The sequence below is a fragment of the Halomonas sp. E14 genome (assembly GCF_052568415.1).
In genome coordinates, this window is the sequence record NZ_CP199423.1 from 3,491,819 (window position 1) to 3,514,023 (window position 22,205).

Annotated in this window: 18 protein-coding genes, 5 tRNA genes and 3 rRNA genes; 7 read left to right on the top strand and 19 right to left on the bottom strand. The window is 64.3% G+C overall.

Annotated elements, in window-relative coordinates:
• Positions 1-186 precede the first annotated feature (186 nt).
• From ACT7B3_RS16400 to ACT7B3_RS16430, 7 genes are all read right to left on the bottom strand, one after another.
• Positions 187-262, bottom strand: a tRNA-Thr gene (locus tag ACT7B3_RS16400).
• Between the two features lie 43 nt (positions 263-305).
• A tRNA-Gln gene (locus ACT7B3_RS16405) sits at positions 306-380 on the bottom strand.
• A 6-nt stretch (positions 381-386) separates the two neighbouring features.
• A tRNA-Phe gene (locus ACT7B3_RS16410) sits at positions 387-462 on the bottom strand.
• A 91-nt stretch (positions 463-553) separates the two neighbouring features.
• The gene (locus ACT7B3_RS16415; protein WP_444679430.1) at positions 554-826 is read right to left on the bottom strand and encodes an oxidative damage protection protein; all 273 of its coding nucleotides are present in this window, start codon (positions 824-826) and stop codon (positions 554-556) included.
• A gap of 31 nt (positions 827-857) precedes the next feature.
• Positions 858-1,973 (bottom strand): A/G-specific adenine glycosylase, encoded by a 1,116-nt coding sequence (gene mutY, locus ACT7B3_RS16420; protein ID WP_445158680.1) that lies wholly within the window; start codon positions 1,971-1,973, stop codon positions 858-860.
• A 104-nt stretch (positions 1,974-2,077) separates the two neighbouring features.
• Complete coding sequence (locus tag ACT7B3_RS16425; protein ID WP_445158681.1) at positions 2,078-4,423, bottom strand: AsmA family protein; 2,346 nt, start codon at positions 4,421-4,423, stop codon at positions 2,078-2,080.
• A gap of 13 nt (positions 4,424-4,436) precedes the next feature.
• Positions 4,437-4,874: an acetyl-CoA sensor PanZ family protein gene (locus tag ACT7B3_RS16430; RefSeq protein WP_445158682.1), complete on the bottom strand. Its 438-nt coding sequence runs from the start codon at positions 4,872-4,874 to the stop codon at positions 4,437-4,439.
• Positions 4,875-5,049: 175 nt separating this feature from the next.
• Between ACT7B3_RS16430 and hisB the strand changes: the two genes are divergently transcribed.
• The 5 genes from hisB (at position 5,050) to ACT7B3_RS16455 (ending at position 8,463) form a co-directional block, all read left to right on the top strand.
• Positions 5,050-5,643, top strand: coding sequence for an imidazoleglycerol-phosphate dehydratase HisB (hisB, locus tag ACT7B3_RS16435; protein ID WP_445158683.1), 594 nt, complete (start codon positions 5,050-5,052; stop codon positions 5,641-5,643).
• Positions 5,644-5,663: 20 nt separating this feature from the next.
• Positions 5,664-6,305: an imidazole glycerol phosphate synthase subunit HisH gene (hisH, locus tag ACT7B3_RS16440; protein WP_445158684.1), complete on the top strand. Its 642-nt coding sequence runs from the start codon at positions 5,664-5,666 to the stop codon at positions 6,303-6,305.
• Between the two features lie 73 nt (positions 6,306-6,378).
• On the top strand, positions 6,379-7,131 hold the full coding sequence (gene hisA / locus ACT7B3_RS16445; protein WP_445158685.1) for a 1-(5-phosphoribosyl)-5-[(5-phosphoribosylamino)methylideneamino]imidazole-4-carboxamide isomerase: 753 nt from the start codon (positions 6,379-6,381) through the stop codon (positions 7,129-7,131).
• Position 7,132: 1 nt separating this feature from the next.
• Positions 7,133-7,906 carry an imidazole glycerol phosphate synthase subunit HisF gene (gene hisF, locus ACT7B3_RS16450; RefSeq protein WP_445158686.1) on the top strand — a complete coding sequence of 258 codons (774 nt, stop codon included), beginning with the start codon at positions 7,133-7,135 and terminating at the stop codon, positions 7,904-7,906.
• 77 nt (positions 7,907-7,983) lie between these two features.
• Positions 7,984-8,463, top strand: a complete 480-nt coding sequence (locus ACT7B3_RS16455) for a hypothetical protein (RefSeq protein ID WP_445158892.1) — start codon at positions 7,984-7,986, stop codon at positions 8,461-8,463.
• Positions 8,464-8,520: 57 nt separating this feature from the next.
• On the opposite strand, the gene ACT7B3_RS16460 is transcribed toward ACT7B3_RS16455, so the two are convergent.
• Together ACT7B3_RS16460 and ACT7B3_RS16465 are read right to left on the bottom strand one after the other, a co-directional pair.
• A complete protein-coding gene (locus ACT7B3_RS16460; RefSeq protein ID WP_444679048.1) occupies positions 8,521-9,111 on the bottom strand; it encodes a YjaG family protein in 591 nt (196 codons plus the stop codon).
• Positions 9,112-9,163: 52 nt separating this feature from the next.
• A complete protein-coding gene (locus ACT7B3_RS16465) occupies positions 9,164-9,457 on the bottom strand; it encodes an MGMT family protein (RefSeq protein ID WP_444679047.1) in 294 nt (97 codons plus the stop codon).
• A 49-nt stretch (positions 9,458-9,506) separates the two neighbouring features.
• Between ACT7B3_RS16465 and ACT7B3_RS16470 the strand changes: the two genes are divergently transcribed.
• The gene (locus tag ACT7B3_RS16470; RefSeq protein ID WP_445158687.1) at positions 9,507-10,202 is read left to right on the top strand and encodes a type 1 glutamine amidotransferase; all 696 of its coding nucleotides are present in this window, start codon (positions 9,507-9,509) and stop codon (positions 10,200-10,202) included.
• Positions 10,203-10,208: 6 nt separating this feature from the next.
• Here ACT7B3_RS16470 and mnmH read toward each other — a convergent pair whose 3' ends face one another.
• The 5 genes from mnmH to ACT7B3_RS16495 form a co-directional block, all read right to left on the bottom strand.
• Positions 10,209-11,330, bottom strand: coding sequence for a tRNA 2-selenouridine(34) synthase MnmH (gene mnmH, locus ACT7B3_RS16475; RefSeq protein ID WP_445158688.1), 1,122 nt, complete (start codon positions 11,328-11,330; stop codon positions 10,209-10,211).
• Positions 11,327-12,364: a selenide, water dikinase SelD gene (selD, locus tag ACT7B3_RS16480; protein ID WP_445158689.1), complete on the bottom strand. Its 1,038-nt coding sequence runs from the start codon at positions 12,362-12,364 to the stop codon at positions 11,327-11,329. Before selD ends, mnmH begins: the two co-directional genes overlap by 4 nt.
• A 56-nt stretch (positions 12,365-12,420) precedes the next feature.
• Positions 12,421-13,800 (bottom strand): DNA repair protein RadA, encoded by a 1,380-nt coding sequence (gene radA, locus ACT7B3_RS16485; RefSeq protein ID WP_444679045.1) that lies wholly within the window; start codon positions 13,798-13,800, stop codon positions 12,421-12,423.
• A 103-nt stretch (positions 13,801-13,903) separates the two neighbouring features.
• Complete coding sequence (locus tag ACT7B3_RS16490) at positions 13,904-14,353, bottom strand: copper resistance protein NlpE N-terminal domain-containing protein (protein ID WP_444679044.1); 450 nt, start codon at positions 14,351-14,353, stop codon at positions 13,904-13,906.
• 111 nt (positions 14,354-14,464) lie between these two features.
• Positions 14,465-15,361 (bottom strand): AEC family transporter, encoded by an 897-nt coding sequence (locus tag ACT7B3_RS16495; protein WP_444679429.1) that lies wholly within the window; start codon positions 15,359-15,361, stop codon positions 14,465-14,467.
• Positions 15,362-15,475: 114 nt separating this feature from the next.
• Here ACT7B3_RS16495 and hisC point away from each other — a divergent pair, with 114 nt between their 5' ends.
• Positions 15,476-16,531: a histidinol-phosphate transaminase gene (gene hisC / locus ACT7B3_RS16500; RefSeq protein ID WP_445158690.1), complete on the top strand. Its 1,056-nt coding sequence runs from the start codon at positions 15,476-15,478 to the stop codon at positions 16,529-16,531.
• 267 nt (positions 16,532-16,798) lie between these two features.
• On the opposite strand, the gene rrf is transcribed toward hisC, so the two are convergent.
• The 5 genes from rrf to ACT7B3_RS16525 form a co-directional block, all read right to left on the bottom strand.
• Positions 16,799-16,914, bottom strand: a 5S ribosomal RNA gene (rrf, locus tag ACT7B3_RS16505).
• Positions 16,915-16,995: 81 nt separating this feature from the next.
• A 23S ribosomal RNA gene (locus tag ACT7B3_RS16510) occupies positions 16,996-19,885 on the bottom strand.
• A 223-nt stretch (positions 19,886-20,108) separates the two neighbouring features.
• Positions 20,109-20,184: transfer RNA gene (locus ACT7B3_RS16515), tRNA-Ala, on the bottom strand.
• A gap of 222 nt (positions 20,185-20,406) precedes the next feature.
• A tRNA-Ile gene (locus ACT7B3_RS16520) sits at positions 20,407-20,483 on the bottom strand.
• Positions 20,484-20,576: 93 nt separating this feature from the next.
• Positions 20,577-22,117 (bottom strand): 16S ribosomal RNA (locus ACT7B3_RS16525).
• The 16S, 23S and 5S rRNA genes sit together here with 2 tRNA genes alongside, the layout of an rRNA operon.
• Positions 22,118-22,205: the final 88 nt, after the last annotated feature.

Sequence of the window (22,205 nt, forward strand, 5' to 3'; positions counted from 1 at the left end):
CCAGAGGCCAGCCTACCAACGTGCCAATTGCCTGGGCTGATACTGCTCATGCACCAATCTTCGCCCACCGCTCCGACGCCAAGCGTCGGAGCCCAGACAACAGAATGGTGACGGTGGGCAACCAGCAAGCACAAAAAAACCGCCTGATAGGCGGTTTCTTGTTCTGCAATTCGGCGCTGATCCCGTTGGTGCCGGCACCAGGAGTCGAACCCGGGACCTACTGATTACAAGTCAGTTGCTCTACCAACTGAGCTATGCCGGCTCGGGACCGATCCAGGGAAACTGCAGATCGGATAGGGTTGGCGTGGCTGGGGTACCAGGATTCGAACCTGGGAATGCCGATACCAAAAACCGGTGCCTTACCACTTGGCGATACCCCAGCAGTGTGGTGGCCAGAGACGGAATCGAACCGCCGACACGGGGATTTTCAATCCCCTGCTCTACCAACTGAGCTATCTGGCCGCTGCCAACGGTGCGTATTTAACTAAATGCGCTCGCTTGCGTCAACCCCTTCTTTTCATGAAGTTGGCGCGCCGCGCTCAAGGTCACGAACCTAGGGGTTCGGCGGTACATAGCCCTGCGCCTGATCGGTTTCCTGGTTATCGAAAAAGCGCTCCATCTGCTCGTTGAGATAGGCCCGCGCCTCGGGCTCGAGCAGATTCAGGTGCTTTTCATTGATCAGGCGCGTCTGCAGCGCCTGCCACTCTTCCCAGGCCTGCTTCGACACGCTGGCCTGGATGTCCTGCCCCTTCTTGCCGGGCAGCGGCGGGAAGGGCAGAGCCTCCAGCTCTTGCTGGTACTTGCGGCAGAACACGGTCTGGCCCATATCGATCTCCTTTATGGTCATTGGTTGGACGTCAGGGCCCCTTCGGCGCCTCCAGGATGAATGGCGTGAGCGAGGCGAGCAGCGACTTTACGGGCGCCGCCAGGCCGATACGCCCCGGGTTGCCTGGATCGTACCAGCAACGCGCCTCCCCCACCGCATCGAGTCTCTCGACGTAGACAGGTTGCGGCGTGATCTCTAGGTGAAAGTGGCTGAAGACATGGCCGAAGGCGGGCCAGGCCGGCGCAAGCCGCGCCCCCGGCGCATGGGCATCGAGCCAATGGCGCAGGGCCTCGAGGTCGTCGAACTGGGGCAGCCCCCATAGCCCGCCCCAAAGCCCATGAGAAGGGCGCCGCTCGAGCAGTACGCGGCCCTGGGCATCCTGCAGCACCAGCATCAGGGTAGTGCGCATCGGCAGCACCCTTTTCGGCTTCGATTCAGGGAAGCGGCGCTCCTCGCCCCGGCCGTGGGCCACGCAGACGCGCTCGAACGGGCAGCGCTCGCATTCGGGCGTGCCGCGCCGACACAGCGTCGCACCGAAGTCCATCATGGCCTGGGTGTAGTCGGCCACGCGACGCTCGGGGGTATAGTGCTCGGCCAGCGCCCACAGTTGGCGCTCTACCGCCGGTCGGCCCGGCCAGCCCGCCACGGCGTGCAGCCGGGCCAGGCTGCGCTTGACGTTGCCATCCAGGATCACGGCTCGCCGCCCGGTACTCTGGGCGATGATCGCCCCGGCGGTGGAGCGTCCGATGCCCGGCAGCTCGGCCAGGGCCTCGACGCTGGCCACCGGCAGCTCGCCATGGTGCTCCTGCTGCACCTGCTGCGCTGCCTTGTGCAGATTGCGGCCACGCGCATAGTAGCCAAGGCCGGTCCAGAGATGCAGCACGTCATCCAGTTCGGCGGCAGCAAGGCTGGCGAGGTCGGGGAAACGCACCATGAAACGTTCGAAATAGGGAATGACGGTGGCCACCTGGGTCTGCTGCAGCATGATTTCCGACACCCACACGCGGTAGGGGGTGCGCTCACGCTGCCACGGCAGGTCGTGGCGGCCGCAGGCATCGAACCAGGCCAGCAGCCGGTGCTGAAACTCATCGGGAGGCAAGACCGGCTCGATGCCGGACTTCACGTTGGCTTGCTTGTTCGACGACATGGCGTACCACCGAAAGGCATGGGCGCGCCGACGCAAGGCGCCGGTGTCCCATCAAAAAAAGCGCCGACTGGAGGAGCCGGCGCAGGGACTGACTTACTAGGTAGTCAATTGAACAGACCGCGCAGGGTGTCGCGAAGTTCCCGGCTCAGGTCCTCGCCCAGGCGTTCCTCGAGACGCTCCAGCGGACGCTCGAGGCGGCGCTCGATCTCGTCACCAGTGCGCTGGGAAACCTCCTCACGCAGCAGCTCGGCCAGCGTGGCCTGGAAGGCTTCGCGATCGAAGCGGCACCATTCGCCGCTGTCGCCGGTGTAGTCGCCGCTACAGCGCATCGGCAGCGGGATGCGTTCGAGCCGTGGATTGACCGGACAGGCCGCATCGGCGCCGTCGACGAAGCGCGCGGCGGCGCGCAGGTCGAAGCGCTCGGTCACCAGGTCGAGTTCACCGGCACCGCGCAGCGCAATGCCGGGAAGGGTGACCAGAATATCCTCGCTGCGCGCCACCCCTTCAGTGATCTGCAGGCTCGCTTCGGCCCGTTCGAAGCGGGTGTCGGCGCTCCACTCACGCGTCGTTTCCTGGCCGTCGAGCAGCGCGGCCAGCGTGCAGAGCTCCTGGGAGAGATTGACCTCAAGGATGGCCCCCTCGTCGATGCGCCCGGCCAGCTGGCCGGCCAGGCTGCGCTTGAGCGCCGGCAAGGTGTTGTGGCGCGCTTCGAGCTGGCCCTCGAGGCTCAGGCGGCCGCGCAGCGGGGCCGGGCCTTCGTCGTCGGCCAGCGCCTGCAGCAGCGGCTCCAGGCGCACCCGCGACAGCCGCGGGGCCAGCTGCCAGTGAATGGGATCGCGCGTCAGGTCGAGCGCGCCGCTCGCGCCCAGCTCACCCCCGTAGAAATTCGCGGTGAAACGCTCCAGGCGTTGGCGGCCGTCGCTACCGGCCAGGGCGATCGCCACCTGGGTGAAGTCGAGTCCGCTCATGCGCAGGCGCTCGACCTCCAGCGCGCCCTCCAGGGCAAGGGCGGTCAGCCACTCTTCCGGCACCAGGGTGGCCTCCTCTTCCGCGTGGGCGATGCCGATACCTAGCCGCTGGCGCGATGCGCTCTGCCCGGCAGAGGTCGGAGGCGGCAGGTAGTCGTCCAGATTGAGCCTGTCGCCATGCAGGTCGAAGCTGAGCGCCTGCCCGCCGAAGCCATAGGCCATGCGACCGGTAAAGGTACTGCCGTCCAACACTAGCGTGAGCCCGGGCAGTTCGGCGCGCGCCAGGTCGCCGCGTACCGGGCTGGTCAGGGCCACATCGGTCAGCGCCCGCGCCGACGCCGTGGGCGGCAAGTTGCCGGTGCGTGTCAGCCAGGCCCGTAGCGAAAAGGGCGCCAGACTCAGCTGCCCCCCGTAGCTCGGCGCTCCGTCAAGCCCCGCCAGGTTGAGATTGCCGCTGAGCCTCAGGTCGTCGGGGCCGGTCAGCTGCAGATCGCGCAACTGGGCAGAGGCCTCGCCAAGGTCGCCTTCAAGCTGGAAGGTCAGCGCCAGCGGCAGCGGCCTCGGGCCCAACGCGGGATGCTGCAGATTGGCCTCCAGGCGCCCTTCCTGCAGCTGCAGGCGCTGCTGTGAGAGGTCAAGCAGCAGCTGCTGGCCGCTCAGGTCGGCCTGCTGCCGACCGTCGATGCCTTCGAGCGTGGTCGCGGTATTGAGCCGCACCCCTTCGATCACGTAGCGGCGCTCGGCCAGCGCCAGACGCACTCGCCCTTCCAGGGCAATCTCACTGGCCAGGCCAGGCGGGCGCTCCAGCTCGCGCCAGTCCAGCGCACCGTAGGAGGAGAGCCGGAAGGCGCTCTTGACCGGGAAGGCGCGCTCGGGATTGACGTTGGTGCCAGAGAGGTTGAGGTTTTCGAGCATCCACTCGCGCTCGGCCTCGTGGTCGCGTAAGCGCACCGCGCCGTTGCGCACCTGCACGCTGGCGATATTGAGCGCCACCACCAGGTTGCTGCCTTCGAGGCTGGGGCCGGCAGTGGCGGGCGCCAGCGCCGATTCCGCGCCCTCGCGCCGCTCGTCGAGGCGCTCCAGCAGCGTCTCCCAGTTGCCTTGGCCGTGCTCATCGCGCACCAGCCGCAGCTGCATGCCATCGAGGGTCAGCCCTTCGATGGCGACCTCCCCCCTCAGTAGCGGGGCAAATGCCAGGCTGACCTCGGCGCGCTCGAAGGCGAGGAAGGGGGGTGAGTCGAGCGCCTGTTCCTGCAGCCGCGCCTCGGCGCGCTCGACGCTCACGCCCAGGCGCGGGTAGAACGACCACGAGAGAGGTCCATCCAGCGTCAGCTCGAGGCCGCTGTGTTCGCGCACTACCTCGATGAGCCGCGGCTTGAAGTCCTCGGGGTCGAGAAAGGTCGTGACATAGACCACCGCGGCCACCACCGCCACGCCGAGAACTCCAATGGCTGCAAGCAGCGTTTGCAACAGTCGCTTCATGTGTACCGCCTCCTTACAGCGGTGGTCTTAGCTCGAAATAGTCGTCGGCGGCATGCAGCCGGTAGCCCAGCCGAGAGAGCAGCAGCTGGTCGGCCAGCGGGAGCTCGGCGACGCTGACGCGCAGCGTGCGCCCCTCTTCACGCGCGGCATCGCCGATCAGGGCCAGCAGCCGTGAGCCAACCCCCCGACGCCGCGTGGCCTTGCGTATGCAGAAGTGCGACAGCCACCAGGCCTGGTCGTCGGTGGCGATGGCCACCGCGCCGATCAGGCGATCGTTGAAGTGGGCGCAGCCGAAGCGGCGGCCGGCCTGGAGCCAGGTTTCGATGAAGGCGCCCGCCGGCAGGGGCAGGCGCTCGGCAGGGGCATCGTCGTAGATGCGCTTGAGGTCATGTTGCACCTGCGATTCGCAGGCCCAGCGGGAATGATCGACGAACTGAAGCGTTACCGGCATGGCGGCCTCCCCGGGCAGCGGCCGGGGCCGCCGTAGACGTGGGCGCATTGTAGCGGATGGGGGGGGCGATTCTCTATAATGGTCGGCCCATGACGGCAGGCCCAGCGCCTAGCCCGCCCGGCAGCTAGCCCGGGGTCATACCCAGCGACGCGCGCACGCGCAGAGAGAGTCCGACATGTCCGAGCGAATCGCCACGGTTACCCGTGATACCCAAGAAACCCGGATCACGGTCACAGTGAACCTCGACGGCGAAGGCCGCCTCAACTGCGAAACCGGCGTTCCCTTTCTCGATCACATGCTCGACCAGGTGGCACGCCACGGCCTGATCGACCTGGACATCAAGGCGGTGGGCGACCTGCACATCGACGATCACCACACGGTGGAAGATCTCGGCATCACCCTCGGCCAGGCCTTCGACCAGGCGATAGGCGACAAGCGCGGCATTCGCCGCTACGGCCACGCCTACGTGCCGCTGGACGAGGCGCTGTCCCGCGTGGTGGTCGACTTCTCCGGCCGCCCGGGCCTGTTCATGGACGCCGACTTCACCCGCGCCACCATCGGCCGCCTCGACACCCAGTTGTTCTGGGAGTTCTTCCAGGGCTTCGTCAACCATGCGCGGGTTACGCTGCACATCGACAACCTGAAGGGCTTCAACGCCCACCATCAGGCCGAGACCATCTTCAAGGCCTTCGGCCGCGCCCTGCGCATGGCCGTGGAGGCCGACCCGCGCATGGCCGGCCAGATGCCATCGACCAAGGGCTGCCTGTAACCGATACCAGAGGAGTTTCCATGACCATCGCCGTCATCGACTATGGAATGGGTAATCTGCACTCGGTTGCCAAGGCCTTGGAGCACGTGACCCACGAGAAGGTGATCATCACCCGCGACGCCCGCTGCATCCTCGGTGCCACTCGCCTGGTGCTGCCCGGCCAGGGCGCCATCCGCGACTGCATGGGCGAACTCGAGCGCACCGAGCTGCGCGGCCTGGTGCAGGAACTGCTGGCCAACCAGAGCAAGCCACTGCTGGGCATCTGCGTGGGGCAGCAGATGCTGCTCGACCACAGCGAAGAGAGCGGCGGCGTGCCCTGCCTTGGCTTCCTGACCGGCACCGTGAAGCGCTTCCCGCTCGACATGGTCGACGAGCAGGGCCAGCGCCTGAAGGTGCCGCACATGGGCTGGAACATCGTTCGCCAGCACCACGACCATCCGCTGTGGGCCGGCATCGACCAGGATGAGCACTTTTACTTCGTGCACAGCTACTACGTGACGGCGGAGAACGATGCCTGCGTTTTCGGCACCACGCGCTATGGCCGCATTGAGGCCCACGTGGCCGTAGGCTACGACGCTACCTTCGCGGTGCAGTTCCACCCCGAGAAGAGCTCCCGCTCCGGCCTCAAGCTGCTGGAAAACTTCGTCGAGTGGGCGCCCTGAACCCTGGCCACGCGTCGCCCGCAGAAGCCAAGATGACAACCCGGTGCCGCAAGTGCACCCGAGAGGACACGACATGCTGGTAATTCCCGCCATCGATCTGAAGGACGGCAAGTGCGTCCGCCTCAAGCAGGGCCGAATGGACGACGCCACCACTTACGGCGACGACCCGGTGGCCATGGCGGCTCGCTGGGTCGAGGCCGGCGCACGCCGGCTGCACCTGGTCGACCTCAACGGCGCCTTCGAAGGCAAGCCGATCAACGGCGAGGCGGTGACCGCCATCGCCCGGCGCTGGCCCGAACTGCCCATCCAGATCGGCGGCGGCATCCGCAGCGCGGAAACCATCGAGCACTACCTGGCCGCCGGGGTCTCCTACGTGATCATCGGTACCAAGGCGGTCAAGGAGCCGGCGTTCGTCGGTGAGATGTGCCGCGCCTTCCCCGGCCACGTGATCGTCGGCCTGGACGCCCGCGACGGCTTTGTCGCCACCGACGGCTGGGCCGAGGTCTCCCAGGTCAAGGCGGTGGATCTGGCCAAGCGCTTCGCCGACGACGGCGTCTCCAGCATCGTGTACACCGATATCGCCCGCGACGGCATGATGAACGGGGTCAACGTCGAGGCCACCGCCGAGCTGGCCCGCGAAGGGGGCCTGCCGGTGATCGCCTCCGGCGGGGTCACCAACCTCGACGACCTGCGCGCGCTGGTGGCCGCAGGCGAGCCCGGCATCCTCGGCGCCATCACCGGGCGCGCCATCTACGAAGGCAGCCTGGACGTCGCCGAAGGGCAGCGGCTGTGCGACGAACTCACCGACAACCGGGCGGGAGGCTGACATGGGCCTGGCCAAACGCATCATTCCCTGTCTCGACGTCGACGCTGGCCGCGTGGTCAAGGGCGTCAACTTCATCGGCATCCGCGACGCCGGCGACCCGGTGGAGATCGCCCAGCGTTACAACCAGCAGGGCGCCGACGAGATCACCTTCCTCGACATCACGGCCAGCCACGAGGACCGTGACACCACGGTAGAGATGGTCGAGCGTATTGCCGGCGAGGTGTTCATTCCGCTGACGGTGGGCGGCGGCATTCGCAGCTGCGACGACATCCGCACCATGCTCAACGCCGGCGCCGACAAGGTCTCGATCAACACCGCGGCGGTGACCAACCCCGAGTTCGTGCGCGAGGCCGCCGAGCGCTTCGGCAGCCAGTGCATCGTGGTGGCCATCGACGCCAAGCGGGTCTCAGCCGAAGGCGAAACGCCGCGCTGGGAGATATTTACCCACGGCGGGCGCCGCCCCACCGGGCTGGATGCCGTGGAGTGGGCGAAGAAAATGGTCGAATACGGCGCCGGCGAGCTGCTGCTGACCAGCATGGACCGCGACGGCACCAAGGCCGGCTTCGACCTCGGTGTGACCCGGGCGATTAGCGATGCGGTGACAGTGCCGGTGATCGCCTCAGGCGGCGTCGGCACCCTCGATCACCTGGTCGACGGTGTGATCAAGGGCGGCGCCGACGCAGTGCTGGCCGCCAGCATCTTCCACTTCGGCGAGTACACCATCCCCGAGGCCAAGCGCTACATGGCCGAGCGCGGCATCGAGATGCGTCTTTGACAACTCCAGCAGGCCGCCAAGTAGCGACAGCAAGGCAGGCGGTCCGCCAGCTCATCCTGGCCTCGCTGTCCGCCACCCTGGCGGTGCCCGCAGCCCAGGCCCAGCCGTCCGGGCAGGCCTCGCCGTCAATCTGGCCACCCGTGCTGGAAGTCGAGCACGTGCTGCTGCAAACCAGCCTCTACACGCGCCACTTCAACCCCCAGCCCGACCACAACAACACCCAGGAGCTGATCAGCCTCGAACTGCACAACCCCCAGCGCTGGCTGGTCGGCGGCGCCCGCTTCCTCAACTCCTTCGACCAGGAAACGGTCTACCTCTACGCCGGGCGCGAGTTTCCCTTCTGGCAGCCTGGTGACAACGTCACCGTGCGCGCCAAGCTCACCGCCGGCCTGCTGCACGGCTACCGCGGCGAGTACCAGGACAATATTCCGTTTAACCGCTACGGCACTGCCCCGGCGGCCTTGCCCAGCGTGGGTGTGCAGTGGGGGCGCTTCGAGACCGACCTAATCGTGTTCGGCACCGCCGGGGCGATGATAATAGGCGGCTTCCGCTTCTAGGCTAGGCTGTACGAAGGAAGCCTGGCGAAACGGGCGTGGGCGCCCGCTTCGCCCCCATCACTCCAGCGCCAGGCCGAGATTGCTCACGCCATCGTTGCGCCCCAGCCGGCGCAGCGCCTTGAGCGAGTCCCGGTCGAGCGGACCTTCCGCCGCTTCCAGCACCGCATCCTGAAAGTCGTTCTCGTCGGCCATGAGTGGGTGCTCACGTACCAGCTTGGCCAGCTTGCCGGCATCCTCCTCGCCTTCGGTCAGCTCGACGAAGGCGCGCACGCCTCCCTTGGAGATGCGGCTGACCTCGAGCACAGCCTCGGGGGACTCACCCCGCAGCGTATCGAACAGCGAGGACATCGCCACGACCACCTCCACCGCGCGCCGGGCACCGAAGCTGTCGTCGTCCTCCGGCGGTTCGAGCTCGGCCAGCTTTTCCGCCTGACGCTCGAAGTCGATACGCGCCTCGCGTACGGCGAGCTGCTCCCACACCAGATCGAGCATCACACGCAGGCCGGCCGGATTGCCGGTCCCCGTCATCTGGGCATAGAGCGAATAGTTGGGCAGCATCCGCTCGCACAGCGCCGCCATGAAGGCCTGTTGCTGACGCGACGAGAGTGCCTGCAGTCGCTCATGGAAGCCCCCTTTTGGCTGGCTCATGGATTCTCCTCGTGTTTCGACGGTCAGAAGAAAGGATCAGGAAGCGGATGGCTCATGGCCACATGGCTTCGGGCGGCACGCGTCCCCGGCTATCAAAGAGCACGCCCTCGGCCTCCAGCCGCTCGCGCTGCTTGATGGCACCGGGATGCTCGGCCACCCGGCGCGATGCGGTAATCACGCGGAACCACGGCAGCCCGTGGTCGTCGGGCAGCTCACGCAGCGCCCGGGCGACGAGCCGCGGCGTGCCGCCCTCGGTCATGGCGGCAATGCGCCCGTAGGTGGTCACCCGCCCTGGCGGTATAGCCGCCATGATGGTCAGTATCTGTTCCCGCAGCGCCGGTTTCATGTACGCTCCGCTCCCCTGCTTCGTGTCACCTTTCAATGGCGAGGATTCCATGCACCTGCATCTGCTTCAACACAGCCCGGACCACGGGCCGGAACGGATTGCCGACTGGCTGTCCAGCATGGGGCACAGCCATACCGTGTTTCATCTCTACGCCGGCGAGGCGCCGCCAAGCCTTGGCGACGGCGATGCGCTGATCGTGCTCGACGGCCCCATGGCACTCGACGACGACGCGCACCACCCCTGGCTCAAGCCTGAGCGCAAGCTGATCGCCAAGGCGCTGGACGGCCGCAAACCGCTGCTCGGGATCGGCCTTGGCGCCCGAATGATCGCCACCGAACTCGGCGCCACGGTGGGTCGCGGCACCTACGCCGAGGTGGGCTGGCATGAGGTGACCCTGGCGCCCGACAGTCCGTTCGACCTGCCCGAGCAGTTCACCGCCTTCATGTGGCACCGCCATGTCTTCGCCCTGCCCGACGATGCCCTACCCCTGGGCGGCAGCCCCGGCAGCCCGGTACAGGGCTTCGCCTGGGACGCCGGCCGGGCGCTGGGGCTGCTGTGCCACCTCGAGGTCACGCGCGCCGGGGTTTCCCGGCTGCTCGAACACCAGGCGCGCCCCGAGGGCAGCGAGGCCAGCCCCCATGCGCAGCCCAACGAGAGCATCCTGGCCGACAGCCGGCGGTTCGACCGCCTGGCCCCGCTGCTCGACCGCCTGCTCAGCCAGTGGATCCGCAGCGCCCCGGCGTAAGGCATCTCACGCCGGCTGCGGCTGCGTATCGAGCTGCCGCGAGCGCTCCTGCGACCAGGCTTTCGCCGCCGCCAGGCAGCTGTCCCAGTCGCCGACGTGCAGGAAGCGCCCCGGATCGCGCCGCTCAAGCTGGTAGCGATACATGGGGTCGTAGTATTCGGTGAGCAACGGGGCCAGCCAGGCCTCGTGCGCCTGCCGATTGCCGCGCTCGTGCTCACGGAAGGCAAGCTGCTGAAGGCGCTGCAGCCTGGCCAGGCGGGCATGGCCCAGGCGTTTCTTCAGCCGTGCCAGCGCGCCCGCAAGCTGCTTGCGCATCAGCGCCCAGCCCAGCCACTCGCCGAACTGCTGGCGATAGATCGCCCACAGATCGTCGATGTAGTCCTTGTGGATCTGGGCCAGGCGCCAGTCGAGCGGCATTTCCACCCGCACCCTGGGCGCCTGCTCCATGCTCCGCCAGAAGGCCAGCGGCACGTTGGCCGTGCCGATATGGCGCGACTCGTCCTCCACCACCAGCGGACCTGACAGTGCCAGCAGACGCAGCCCCATGGAGTGCTCGAAGTCGATCTGACTGGGCGCCGGCAAGGGGTGACGACCGAAGGCCGAACCCTTGTGGCGGGCGCAGCCCTCCAGGTCGAGCCCGTTGGCCAGCTGCTGCACCAGCGCGGTCTTGGCGCAGCCGGTGAGACCACCCACCACCAGCAGGGGCTGCTCGGATGCCGTCTCGATGCGCTGGCATAGCGCATGGCGCATGGCCTTCCAGCCGCCGCGGATGCGTGGCCGCTCCACACCGGTCTCGGCCAGCCACTGCTGGGCGATCTGCGAGCGCAGCCCGCCGCGAAAGCAGTAGAGGATCGCGTCGGGATTCTCCACGACCGCCTGCCGCCAGGCGGCGATGCGCTGCTGGCGAATGCTGCCGCTGACCAGGCGCTGGCCGAGCGCAATGGCGGCCTGCTGACCGTGCTGCTTGTAGGCGGTGCCCACCAGGCGGCGCTCGTCGTCGTCCATCAAGGGTAGGTTGATCGCCCCGGGAAGCCCCCCCTGGGCAAATTCCACCGGGGCCCGCACATCGATCAGCGCGCGCCCCTGCTGCAGCAACGTCAGCTCGGGTTCTACCTGCGGCAATGTCACCCCAGCACCTCGATCAGCGCAGGGCCGCTGGCCTTGACGATCTCGCCGAACGGCACCAGCTCGATGCCATGGGCACGGCCGATGCGCTCGACGTCATCTTCCCATGAGGGGTGCACGGACAGCAGCAGCCCCCCCGAGGTCTGCGGGTCGCACAGCCACTGCCAGTGCGGCTCGTCCATCGGCTTGAGCGCATCGCCGAGGGCCTGGCGGTTGCGCTGCGTTCCGCCGGGCACCGCACCACGGCGCCGATAGGCTTCGGCCTCGGCCAGCCGCGGCAGGCGGCGAAAGTCGATGCGCGCCGCCACGCCGCTGGCCTGGCAAACTTCGGCCAGGTGGCCGGCCAGGCCAAAGCCGGTCACGTCGGTCATGGCATGCACGCCCTCTACCCTGGCCAGCTCCACCCCGATCTGGTTGGAGGCCAGCATGGTCTCGCGGGCCAGGTTCTGGTGACCCGACTCCAGCAGCCCCTGCTTTTCAGCGGTGGTCAGCATGCCCACCCCCAGCGGCTTGGTCAGGAACAGCAGGTCGCCTACCTGGGCGCCCTTGTTGAGCTTGAGGTGCTTGAGGTCGACGAGGCCGTTGACGGCCAGGCCGAAGATAGGCTCCGGCGCGTCGATGGAGTGGCCGCCGGCCAGCGCCAGGCCCAGCTCGCGGCACACCGCCTGGGCGCCGGCCACTACGTCACTGGCGATTTCCGGGCCCAGCTTGTCCAGCGGCCAGCCGAGGATGCCGAGCGCGAGCACCGGCGTTCCGCCCATGGCGTAGATGTCGCTGATGGCGTTGGTGGCGGCGATCCGGCCGAAATCGAAGGGATCGTCGACAATCGGCATGAAGAAATCTGTCGTGGCGATCATGCCGCGACCATCGCCCAGGTCATAGACCGCCGCGTCTTCACGCCCCTCATTGCCGACGATCAGCCGGGCGTGGGTGGCGCCGGGCCCAGCCTTGGCCAGGATGCCATCCAGCACATCGGGAGCGATCTTGCAGCCGCAGCCTGCGCCGTGGCTATATTGGGTCAGGCGGATCGCGCTCATCACAGTCTCCTTGGGTTGCATTTCTTGGCAGTCTAGAACAGCGCGGTTACAGCGACTTACAGCGCCTCGATGGCATCGGCCAGCTTGTCAACTGCGACGACCTCCATGCCGCCGGGGGCATGCTTCGGCGCATTGGCCCGCGGCACGATGGCCCGGGTGAAGCCATGCTTGGCCGCCTCGACGATCCGCTCCTGCCCGCTGGGAACCGGGCGAATCTCGCCGGAAAGGCCCACCTCGCCGAAGGCCACCAGCTCGCGCGGCAAAGGCCGATTCTGCAGGCTCGACACCACCGCCAGCAGCACCGCGAGGTCGGCGCTGGTCTCCAGCACCTTGACGCCGCCCACCACGTTAAGAAAGACGTCCTGATCGCCGGTGAACAGGCCCCCATGGCGGTGCAGCACCGCCAGCAGCATGGCCAAGCGGTTCTGGTCGAGGCCCACGGCGACGCGCCGCGGGTTGCCCAGCGCCGACTCGTCGAGCAGCGCCTGCACCTCCACCAGCAACGGCCGCGTGCCCTCCCACACCACCATCACCAGGCTGCCTGGCGCCTGCTCCTCTCCGCGCGAGAGGAAGATGGCGCTGGGGTTCTTCACCTCCTTCAGGCCGTGCTCGAGCATCGCGAACACGCCCAGCTCATTGACCGCGCCGAAGCGGTTCTTCTGCCCGCGAAGGGTACGGAAGCGGGAATCGGCGCCGCCTTCGAGCAGTAGCGAAGCGTCGATCATGTGCTCCAGCACCTTGGGGCCGGCCAGGGTGCCGTCCTTGGTCACATGGCCGACCAGCAGCAGTACCGTATTGCTCTGCTTGGCAAAGCGGGTCAGGGCCGCCGCGGACTCCCGCACTTGGGCCACGCCGCCGGGCGCCGAGGCGATGTCCTCCAGATGCATGGTCTGGATCGAGTCGATCACCAGGATCTCCGGGCGCTCGCGCTCAGCCACGGCAAGAATCGTCTCGACGCTCGTCTCGGCCAGCATCTTCAGCCCCTGCGCCGGGAGCTGCAGGCGGTGCGCCCGCATCGCCACCTGGGAGAGCGACTCCTCGCCGGTGACGTAGAGCACCTTGCGCGCCTGCGCCAGCTTGCAGGCGGTCTGCAGCAGCAGGGTGGACTTGCCCGCTCCCGGGTGCCCACCCAGCAGCACCGCCGAGCCAGGGACCAGGCCGCCGCCCAGCACTCGGTCGAACTCGCCGAACGTGGATGAGAGGCGCGGCACTTCGGTGAGGTCGATGTTGGCCAGGTCCACCACCTCGCGCGACAGGGCCCCGGCATAGCCCCCACGCGCCACGGACGCCGTGGCGGTGCCGGTACCCGGGCGGGGCGCACTCAGTCGAACCTCGCTCAGCGTGTTCCATTCCAGGCAGCTCGAGCACTGCCCCTGCCACTTGCGATACTCCGCCCCGCACTCAGTGCAGACGAACGCGCTCTTAGCCTTGGCCATGCCGGCCCCTCTCCTGCCGCAGAAGGCTCATTCTATCAGGTCCGTTGACGCCCAGACGCAAGAAGGCGGCCTGCTGGCCGCCTTCTTGCGCACCGCAGCGCCGTTACTGGCGCCGCAGCTGCAGGGACTCGTTGTTCTGGAAGCGACGCCGCTGGGGGTCGATCAGCTCCAGGGTGCGCTCGTCGACGCGCAGGAAGTAGTAGACCTGGCCCTCACCGTCCGGCGTGAGTTCGTACACCGTGGCATCCGGGTCGACCGCGGTACCGCTCAGCACTTCCCAGTTACCGGCGTAGTTCTCGTCGGGCGGATCCTGGGGATGCTCGCGATAGCTGGCACGCAGGGTGAAGGTACGCTCTTCCAGTGCACTCTGCTCCGTACCGAGCATCCGCACATCGAGGTCGATACCGGCACAGTTGCGGCAGGGCAGCGTGCCCTGATAGACCGCTTCGCGATCATCCGCCATCGGGGCGGCGCCGTCATCCATCGGGCCAGCCGCACAACCGGCCAGCAGGGCCAGCATGGCCGAACCCGCCAGCAGTGTCCTCATACGCATTAGCTCACTCCTAACCTTGGGGTTTACGCAGAAATATTTGGCCGCTTGTGTCACAGCATAAACCCTTACGGCTCATGCAGACAGCCTCTGTGCTCCTGAGGTTCCCTCAGTTCAGCCGGCGCCAGGATAGACGTGGAGGAATACCAGAGCCAGCACGATCGGCATCACTACCAGGCTGCCCAGGTTGCCTATCAGCACCAGGGAAGCCACCTTGTGCGGCTCCTGGCGGTACTGCTCCGCCACCAGGTAATTGAGCACCGCCGGCGGCAGCGCGGCAAAGACCCATAGTGCCGCTGCCTGCAGTCCGGTGAGCCCGAGCAGCCAGATCAACGGGGCGGCCAGCAGCAAGCCCGAAAGCGGGCACAGCAGGGCACCGAGCAGGCCGGTCTTCCAGTCGCTGAAGTCGATCTCGAGCATTCGCACGCCGAGGGCAAACAGCAGCAGCGGGATGCAGACCCCGCCGAGCATATGCAACGCTTCCAGCAGCCAGCCGGGCAAGGGCACTCCCGCCAGGTTGACCCCAAGACCCGCCAGGCTCGCCAGTACGATTGGCATGCGCAGCAGCCGCCAAAGTGGCGTTTGCGGGCTCAGCATGTAGAGCCCCACCGAGAAGTGCAGCAGCATTTCGACGATGAACAGCACGATCGCCGCCGGTAGCGCAGCTTCACCGAACGCCAGCAGCAGCAAGGGGATGCCCATGTTGCCAGAGTTGTTGAACATCATGGGCGGCAGGAAGGTCTTCGGCTCCAGTCGCAGCCACTTCACCAGCGGCCACAGCAGTAGCCCTGACCCCAGCACTACCACGCCGCCCGCCGCAGCCAGGCCGACATACTCTTCGAGCGGCGCCTGGCCATCGGCCAGCACGGCAAACACCAGCATCGGCACGAACAGCTCCATGTTGAGCGTGTTGATGCTGCGTATGTCCGGCGTGCGAAAACGGCCATAAAGCGTACCGCAGCCGGCGATGAGAAATACCGGCAGCAGGGTGGCGATGATCTGGGCGGTCATGTCGGGCACCGAGGTCCATGCGAAAGCGCTTAGGCTAGCACGCTATCGGCTTGCGCGGTCAGTCCGCAGCAGTCAACATGGCCTGACGTTCTGCCTTGCGAGAAACGAGACACCATGAGCCAGTTCTGGAGCCCGGCGGTGCGCGGGCTGACCCCTTATGTTCCAGGGGAGCAACCGCGCGAGAAGCTGATCAAGCTGAACACCAACGAGAACCCCTACCCTCCGGCGCCTGGCGTCGAAGCCAGGCTGCGTGAGTTCCCGGCCGATCATCTGCGGCGCTATCCCGACCCGCAGTCGCTCGCCCTGCGCACAGCGCTTGCCCATGAGCATGGCGTGGAGGTGGAGCAGGTCTTCGTTGGCAATGGTTCCGACGAGGTGCTGGCACTGGCGTTCCAGGCCTTCTTCTGCCACGGCCGCCCGCTCGAGATGCCCGAGATCACCTACAGCTTCTATCCGGTCTACTGCCGGCTGTATGGCATCGAACAGCGCAGCCTGGCGCTCGACGCGCAGTGGCGCGTCGATCTCGACGCCTTCAGCAGCGACAGCAGCGGGACGATCTTCGCCAACCCCAACGCCCCGACCGGCCACGGCCATGGGCGCCAGGCCATCGCCACGCTGCTCGATCGCCTCGGCGGGCAGGTAGTGCTGGTCGACGAAGCCTACGTCGACTTCGGTGGCGAGAGCGCCGTGCCCTTGATTGGTCGCTATCCGAACCTGCTGGTCACCGGGACCTTCTCCAAGTCCCGCAGCCTGGCAGGCCTTCGCCTTGGCTATGCGATCGGGTCACGCGAATTGATCGAAGGGCTCGAGCGGGTCAAGGACTCCTTCAATTCCTACCCCATCGACAGCCTGGCCAGCGCCCTGGGCATAGCCGCCCTCGAGGATAAAGCGCACTTCGATGCCTGTCGCGAGCGCGTCATGACCACACGCGAGCGTACCGTCCGCCGCCTCAGCGAGCTCGGCTTCGAGGTGCTGCCCTCCCAGGCCAACTTCGTGCTGGCGCGTCACGCCCAGCACGATGCCGCGCAGCTGTTCGTCGGCCTGCGCGAGCGTGGCATCCTGGTACGCCATTTCAATACGTCGGCACTGCGCGACTTCCTGCGCATCTCGATCGGTACCGACGACGAGATGGACAGCCTCATCGAAGCCTTCGAGCTGCTGTGTCGTTGAACCATTCCGCGGGCGCCGTCGACGCCTGCAGTAAGCGCACAAAAAAAACCCCGAGCACGTTCGTGCTCGGGGTTTTTTTTGTGTCTTGCCCATGGCCGGCCGGCGGCGGGCCCGCCTAGGCCACTTTCGTCGGCGCCCGCCTGGCACGAGCTCGGCGAGCAGTACCTCGGCCCATCCCGCCCCACTCCTGCCGGCTTTCATCGCCTGCCGTTTCCTGCCGCCCAAACGACGAAACCCCGACCAATTGGCCGGGGTTTCTGAAAAGATGCCTGACGATGACCTACTCTCACATGGGGAGACCCCACACTACCATCGGCGCTGAGCGGTTTCACTGCTGAGTTCGGCATGGGATCAGGTGGTTCCCACTCGCTATGGTCGTCAGGCGAAAACGGTTGGAATCATGCTGACGCGATCGTCTCGTCGTATCCGTCAATGTGCGCGATGCGCAGACCCCTTGGGGTTATATGGTCAAGCCTCACGGGCCATTAGTATCGGTTAGCTCAACGCCTTGCAGCGCTTCCACACCCGACCTATCAACCAGCTGGTCTCGCTGGGCCCTTCAGGAGGCTCAAGGCCTCGGGGAGATCTCATCTTGAAGGGGGCTTCCCGCTTAGATGCTTTCAGCGGTTATCCCGTCCGCACGTAGCTACCCGGCAATGCCACTGGCGTGACAACCGGAACACCAGAGGTGCGTCCACTCCGGTCCTCTCGTACTAGGAGCAGCTCTTCTCAAATCTCCAACGCCCACGGCAGATAGGGACCGAACTGTCTCACGACGTTCTAAACCCAGCTCGCGTACCACTTTAAATGGCGAACAGCCATACCCTTGGGACCGACTTCAGCCCCAGGATGTGATGAGCCGACATCGAGGTGCCAAACACCGCCGTCGATGTGAACTCTTGGGCGGTATCAGCCTGTTATCCCCGGAGTACCTTTTATCCGTTGAGCGATGGCCCTTCCATACAGAACCACCGGATCACTAGAACCTACTTTCGTATCTGCTCGACGTGTCTGTCTCGCAGTTAAGCACCCTTATGCTCTTGCACTCAACGCACGATTTCCGACCGTGCTGAGGGTACCTTCGTGCTCCTCCGTTACGCTTTGGGAGGAGACCGCCCCAGTCAAACTACCCACCACACACTGTCCTCGATCCGGATCACGGACCTGAGTTAGAACGCCAATGATGCCAGGCTGGTATTTCAAGGTTGGCTCCACCCGAACTGGCGTCCGGGTTTCCTAGCCTCCCAGCTATCCTACACAAGCAACATCAGCGTCCAGTGTGAAGCTATAGTAAAGGTTCACGGGGTCTTTCCGTCTAGCCGCGGGTACACAGCATCTTCACTGCGATTTCAATTTCACTGAGTCTCGGGTGGAGACAGCGTGGCCATCATTACGCCATTCGTGCAGGTCGGAACTTACCCGACAAGGAATTTCGCTACCTTAGGACCGTTATAGTTACGGCCGCCGTTTACCGGGGCTTCGATCAAGAGCTTCGCCCGAGGGCTAACACCATCACTTAACCTTCCGGCACCGGGCAGGCGTCACACCCTATACGTCCGCTTGCGCGTTTGCAGAGTGCTGTGTTTTTAATAAACAGTTGCAGCCACCTGGTATCTTCGACCGCTTCGTGCTCCGGCCGCGAGGGCCTTCACACTAGTGCGGCGTGCCTTCTCCCGAAGTTACGGCACCATTTTGCCTAGTTCCTTCACCCGAGTTCTCTCAAGCGCCTTGGTATTCTCTACCTGACCACCTGTGTCGGTTTGGGGTACGGTCCCATAGAGTCTGAAGCTTAGAGGCTTTTCCTGGAAGCGTGGCATCGATGACTTCGGCACCGTAGTGCCTTCGTCTCACCTCTCGGCCTTGGGATCCCGGATTTGCCTAAGATCCCAGCCTACTGGCTTTCACCAGGACAACCAACGCCTGGCCCACCTAGCCTTCTTCGTCCCCCCATCGCAACTCTATGAGGTACGGGAATATTAACCCGTTTCCCATCGACTACGCCTTTCGGCCTCGCCTTAGGGGCCGACTCACTCTGCTCCGATTAGCGTCGAACAGAAACCCTTGGTCTTCCGGCGGGGGAGTTTTTCACTCCCCTTGTCGTTACTCATGTCAGCATTCGCACTCGTGATACCTCCAGCAGACTTCTCAATCCACCTTCATCGGCTTACACGACGCTCCTCTACCGCTCATCCAGAGGATGAACCCGTAGCTTCGGTACCTGGTTTAGCCCCGTTACATCTTCCGCGCAGGCCGACTCGACTAGTGAGCTATTACGCTTTCTTTAAAGGATGGCTGCTTCTAAGCCAACCTCCTAGCTGTCTGAGCCTTCCCACATCGTTTCCCACTTAACCAGGATTTCGGGACCTTAGCTGACGGTCTGGGTTGTTTCCCTTTTCACGACGGACGTTAGCACCCGCCGTGTGTCTCCCACGCTGCACTCACCGGTATTCGGAGTTTGCCTCGGGTTGGTAAGTCGGGATGACCCCCTAGCCGAAACAGTGCTCTACCCCCGGCGGTGATACGTGAGGCGCTACCTAAATAGCTTTCGAGGAGAACCAGCTATCTCCGAGCTTGATTAGCCTTTCACTCCGATCCACAAGTCATCCAAATCTTTTTCAACAGATCCTGGTTCGGTCCTCCAGTTGATGTTACTCAACCTTCAACCTGCTCATGGATAGATCGCCCGGTTTCGGGTCTATTTCCAGCGACTGGTCGCCCAGTTAAGACTCGGTTTCCCTACGCCTCCCCTATACGGTTAAGCTCGCCACTGAAAATAAGTCGCTGACCCATTATACAAAAGGTACGCGGTCACATGACTAGCATGCTCCCACTGCTTGTACGCATACGGTTTCAGGATCTATTTCACTCCCCTCTCCGGGGTTCTTTTCGCCTTTCCCTCACGGTACTGGTTCACTATCGGTCAGCCAGGAGTATTTAGCCTTGGAGGATGGTCCCCCCATATTCAGTCAAGGTTTCACGTGCCCCGACCTACTCGATTTCACGACACTCAGATTTCGGCTACGGGACTATCACCCGCTATGGTCAGGCTTCCCAGCCTGTTCGCCTATCAGTTGTGCCGCTTAAGGGCTAGTCCCCGTTCGCTCGCCGCTACTAGGGGAATCTCGGTTGATTTCTTTTCCTCGGGGTACTTAGATGTTTCAGTTCCCCCGGTTCGCCTCCCAACACCTATGGATTCAGTGTGGGATACCCAGCTTGTGCTGGGTGGGTTTCCCCATTCGGAAATGCCCGGGTCACAGGTTGTTTGCCACCTCACCGAGCCTTATCGCAGGCTACCGCGTCCTTCATCGCCTCTGGCTGCCAAGGCATCCACCGTATGCGCTTAATCGCTTGACCATATAACCCGAAGGGGTCTGGTCTGCGATCACGTACGACATTGCCGGATACGCTTGAGACGTATCTTCGTTTCCTTTCCTGTCGGAAAGGAACTGTCAGCATGATTCACATTGTTAAAGAGCAGACTGTCAATCGACAGTCATAAACCGCTCATCGCGTGCTGCGAGGATGGCTTATGACTGCGGATCCGATCAGGTAAGACTGTGGATACGATGGAGCGTAATGGTGGAGCCAAGCGGGATCGAACCGCTGACCTCCTGCGTGCAAGGCAGGCGCTCTCCCAGCTGAGCTATGGCCCCACTGATCACCGCGTTCTCATTGGCGGTGAATTTCGTCGGAGTCAAGGCGCTTTGGGCCGACGCATAGCTCGCTATGCGAGGCTCAAAGCAACGCCGTATCACGCAAATTTGGTGGGTCTGGGCAGATTTGAAACAAACCCGGCGACCTCACCCTTCTCTTTACAGAACTTCCGGGGGTGCGCTCTCACCAACTGTGCGACAGACCCGGCCGAAGCTCGAGAATGGTGGGTCTGGGCAGATTTGAACTGCCGACCTCACCCTTATCAGGGGTGCGCTCTAACCAACTGAGCTACAGACCCGGCTAACCACTGGGTCGGCGACCCAAACAGTCTTTGCTCTGGCCGATCAGGTAATTCATTGTGAGCACTTGCCGCGAGGCGTGATATGTCGTTTAAGGAGGTGATCCAGCCGCAGGTTCCCCTACGGCTACCTTGTTACGACTTCACCCCAGTCATGAACCACACCGTGGTGATCGCCCTCCCGAAGGTTAGGCTAACCACTTCTGGTGCAGTCCACTCCCATGGTGTGACGGGCGGTGTGTACAAGGCCCGGGAACGTATTCACCGTGACATTCTGATTCACGATTACTAGCGATTCCGACTTCACGGAGTCGAGTTGCAGACTCCGATCCGGACTGAGATCAGCTTTCTGGGATTGGCTTGCTCTCGCGAGTTCGCAACCCTTTGTACTGACCATTGTAGCACGTGTGTAGCCCTACCCGTAAGGGCCATGATGACTTGACGTCGTCCCCACCTTCCTCCGGTTTGTCACCGGCAGTCTCCTTAGAGTTCCCGACTTTACTCGCTGGCAAATAAGGACAAGGGTTGCGCTCGTTACGGGACTTAACCCAACATTTCACAACACGAGCTGACGACAGCCATGCAGCACCTGTCTCTGCGTTCCCGAAGGCACCCCTTCGTCTCCGAAGGGTTCGCAGGATGTCAAGGGTAGGTAAGGTTCTTCGCGTTGCATCGAATTAAACCACATGCTCCACCGCTTGTGCGGGCCCCCGTCAATTCATTTGAGTTTTAACCTTGCGGCCGTACTCCCCAGGCGGTCGACTTATCGCGTTAACTGCGCCACAAAGTCCGCGAAGGACCCAACGGCTAGTCGACATCGTTTACGGCGTGGACTACCAGGGTATCTAATCCTGTTTGCTACCCACGCTTTCGCACCTCAGTGTCAGTGTCAGTCCAGAAGGCCGCCTTCGCCACTGGTATTCCTCCCGATCTCTACGCATTTCACCGCTACACCGGGAATTCTACCTTCCTCTCCTGCACTCTAGCCTGACAGTTCCGGATGCCGTTCCCAGGTTGAGCCCGGGGCTTTCACAACCGGCTTATCAAGCCACCTACGCGCGCTTTACGCCCAGTAATTCCGATTAACGCTCGCACCCTCCGTATTACCGCGGCTGCTGGCACGGAGTTAGCCGGTGCTTCTTCTGTGGGTGATGTCCTTCCTCGCGGATATTAGCCGCGAGGCTTTCTTCCCCACTGAAAGTGCTTTACAACCCGAAGGCCTTCTTCACACACGCGGCATGGCTGGATCAGGCTTGCGCCCATTGTCCAATATTCCCCACTGCTGCCTCCCGTAGGAGTTCGGGCCGTGTCTCAGTCCCGATGTGGCTGATCATCCTCTCAGACCAGCTACGGATCGTCGCCTTGGTGAGCCTTTACCTCACCAACTAGCTAATCCGACATAGGCTCATCCGATAGCGCAAGGTCCGAAGAGCCCCTGCTTTCTCCCGTAGGACGTATGCGGTATTAGCCTGGGTTTCCCCAGGTTATCCCCCACTACCGGGCAGATTCCTATGCATTACTCACCCGTCCGCCGCTCGCCACCAGGAAGCAAGCTTCCCGTGCTGCCGCTCGACTTGCATGTGTTAGGCCTGCCGCCAGCGTTCAATCTGAGCCATGATCAAACTCTTCAGTTTAAGATCATATAGTCCTTACCCTTCCAAGGAAGGAGGCGGACCAAACTTGGCTCAAGGTCAAAGCTTCTCAAAAGACCCGAAGGTCTCG

Coding starts and splice junctions, on each gene's coding strand:
- ACT7B3_RS16415 (WP_444679430.1), bottom strand. CDS start 826: ATGGGCCAGACCGTGTTCTGCCGCAAGTACCAGCAAGAGCTGGAGGCT.
- mutY (WP_445158680.1), bottom strand. CDS start 1,973: ATGTCGTCGAACAAGCAAGCCAACGTGAAGTCCGGCATCGAGCCGGTC.
- ACT7B3_RS16425 (WP_445158681.1), bottom strand. CDS start 4,423: ATGAAGCGACTGTTGCAAACGCTGCTTGCAGCCATTGGAGTTCTCGGC.
- ACT7B3_RS16430 (WP_445158682.1), bottom strand. CDS start 4,874: ATGCCGGTAACGCTTCAGTTCGTCGATCATTCCCGCTGGGCCTGCGAA.
- hisB (WP_445158683.1), top strand. CDS start 5,050: ATGTCCGAGCGAATCGCCACGGTTACCCGTGATACCCAAGAAACCCGG.
- hisH (WP_445158684.1), top strand. CDS start 5,664: ATGACCATCGCCGTCATCGACTATGGAATGGGTAATCTGCACTCGGTT.
- hisA (WP_445158685.1), top strand. CDS start 6,379: ATGCTGGTAATTCCCGCCATCGATCTGAAGGACGGCAAGTGCGTCCGC.
- hisF (WP_445158686.1), top strand. CDS start 7,133: ATGGGCCTGGCCAAACGCATCATTCCCTGTCTCGACGTCGACGCTGGC.
- ACT7B3_RS16460 (WP_444679048.1), bottom strand. CDS start 9,111: ATGAGCCAGCCAAAAGGGGGCTTCCATGAGCGACTGCAGGCACTCTCG.
- ACT7B3_RS16465 (WP_444679047.1), bottom strand. CDS start 9,457: ATGAAACCGGCGCTGCGGGAACAGATACTGACCATCATGGCGGCTATA.
- ACT7B3_RS16470 (WP_445158687.1), top strand. CDS start 9,507: ATGCACCTGCATCTGCTTCAACACAGCCCGGACCACGGGCCGGAACGG.
- selD (WP_445158689.1), bottom strand. CDS start 12,364: ATGAGCGCGATCCGCCTGACCCAATATAGCCACGGCGCAGGCTGCGGC.
- radA (WP_444679045.1), bottom strand. CDS start 13,800: ATGGCCAAGGCTAAGAGCGCGTTCGTCTGCACTGAGTGCGGGGCGGAG.
- ACT7B3_RS16490 (WP_444679044.1), bottom strand. CDS start 14,353: ATGCGTATGAGGACACTGCTGGCGGGTTCGGCCATGCTGGCCCTGCTG.
- ACT7B3_RS16495 (WP_444679429.1), bottom strand. CDS start 15,361: ATGACCGCCCAGATCATCGCCACCCTGCTGCCGGTATTTCTCATCGCC.
- hisC (WP_445158690.1), top strand. CDS start 15,476: ATGAGCCAGTTCTGGAGCCCGGCGGTGCGCGGGCTGACCCCTTATGTT.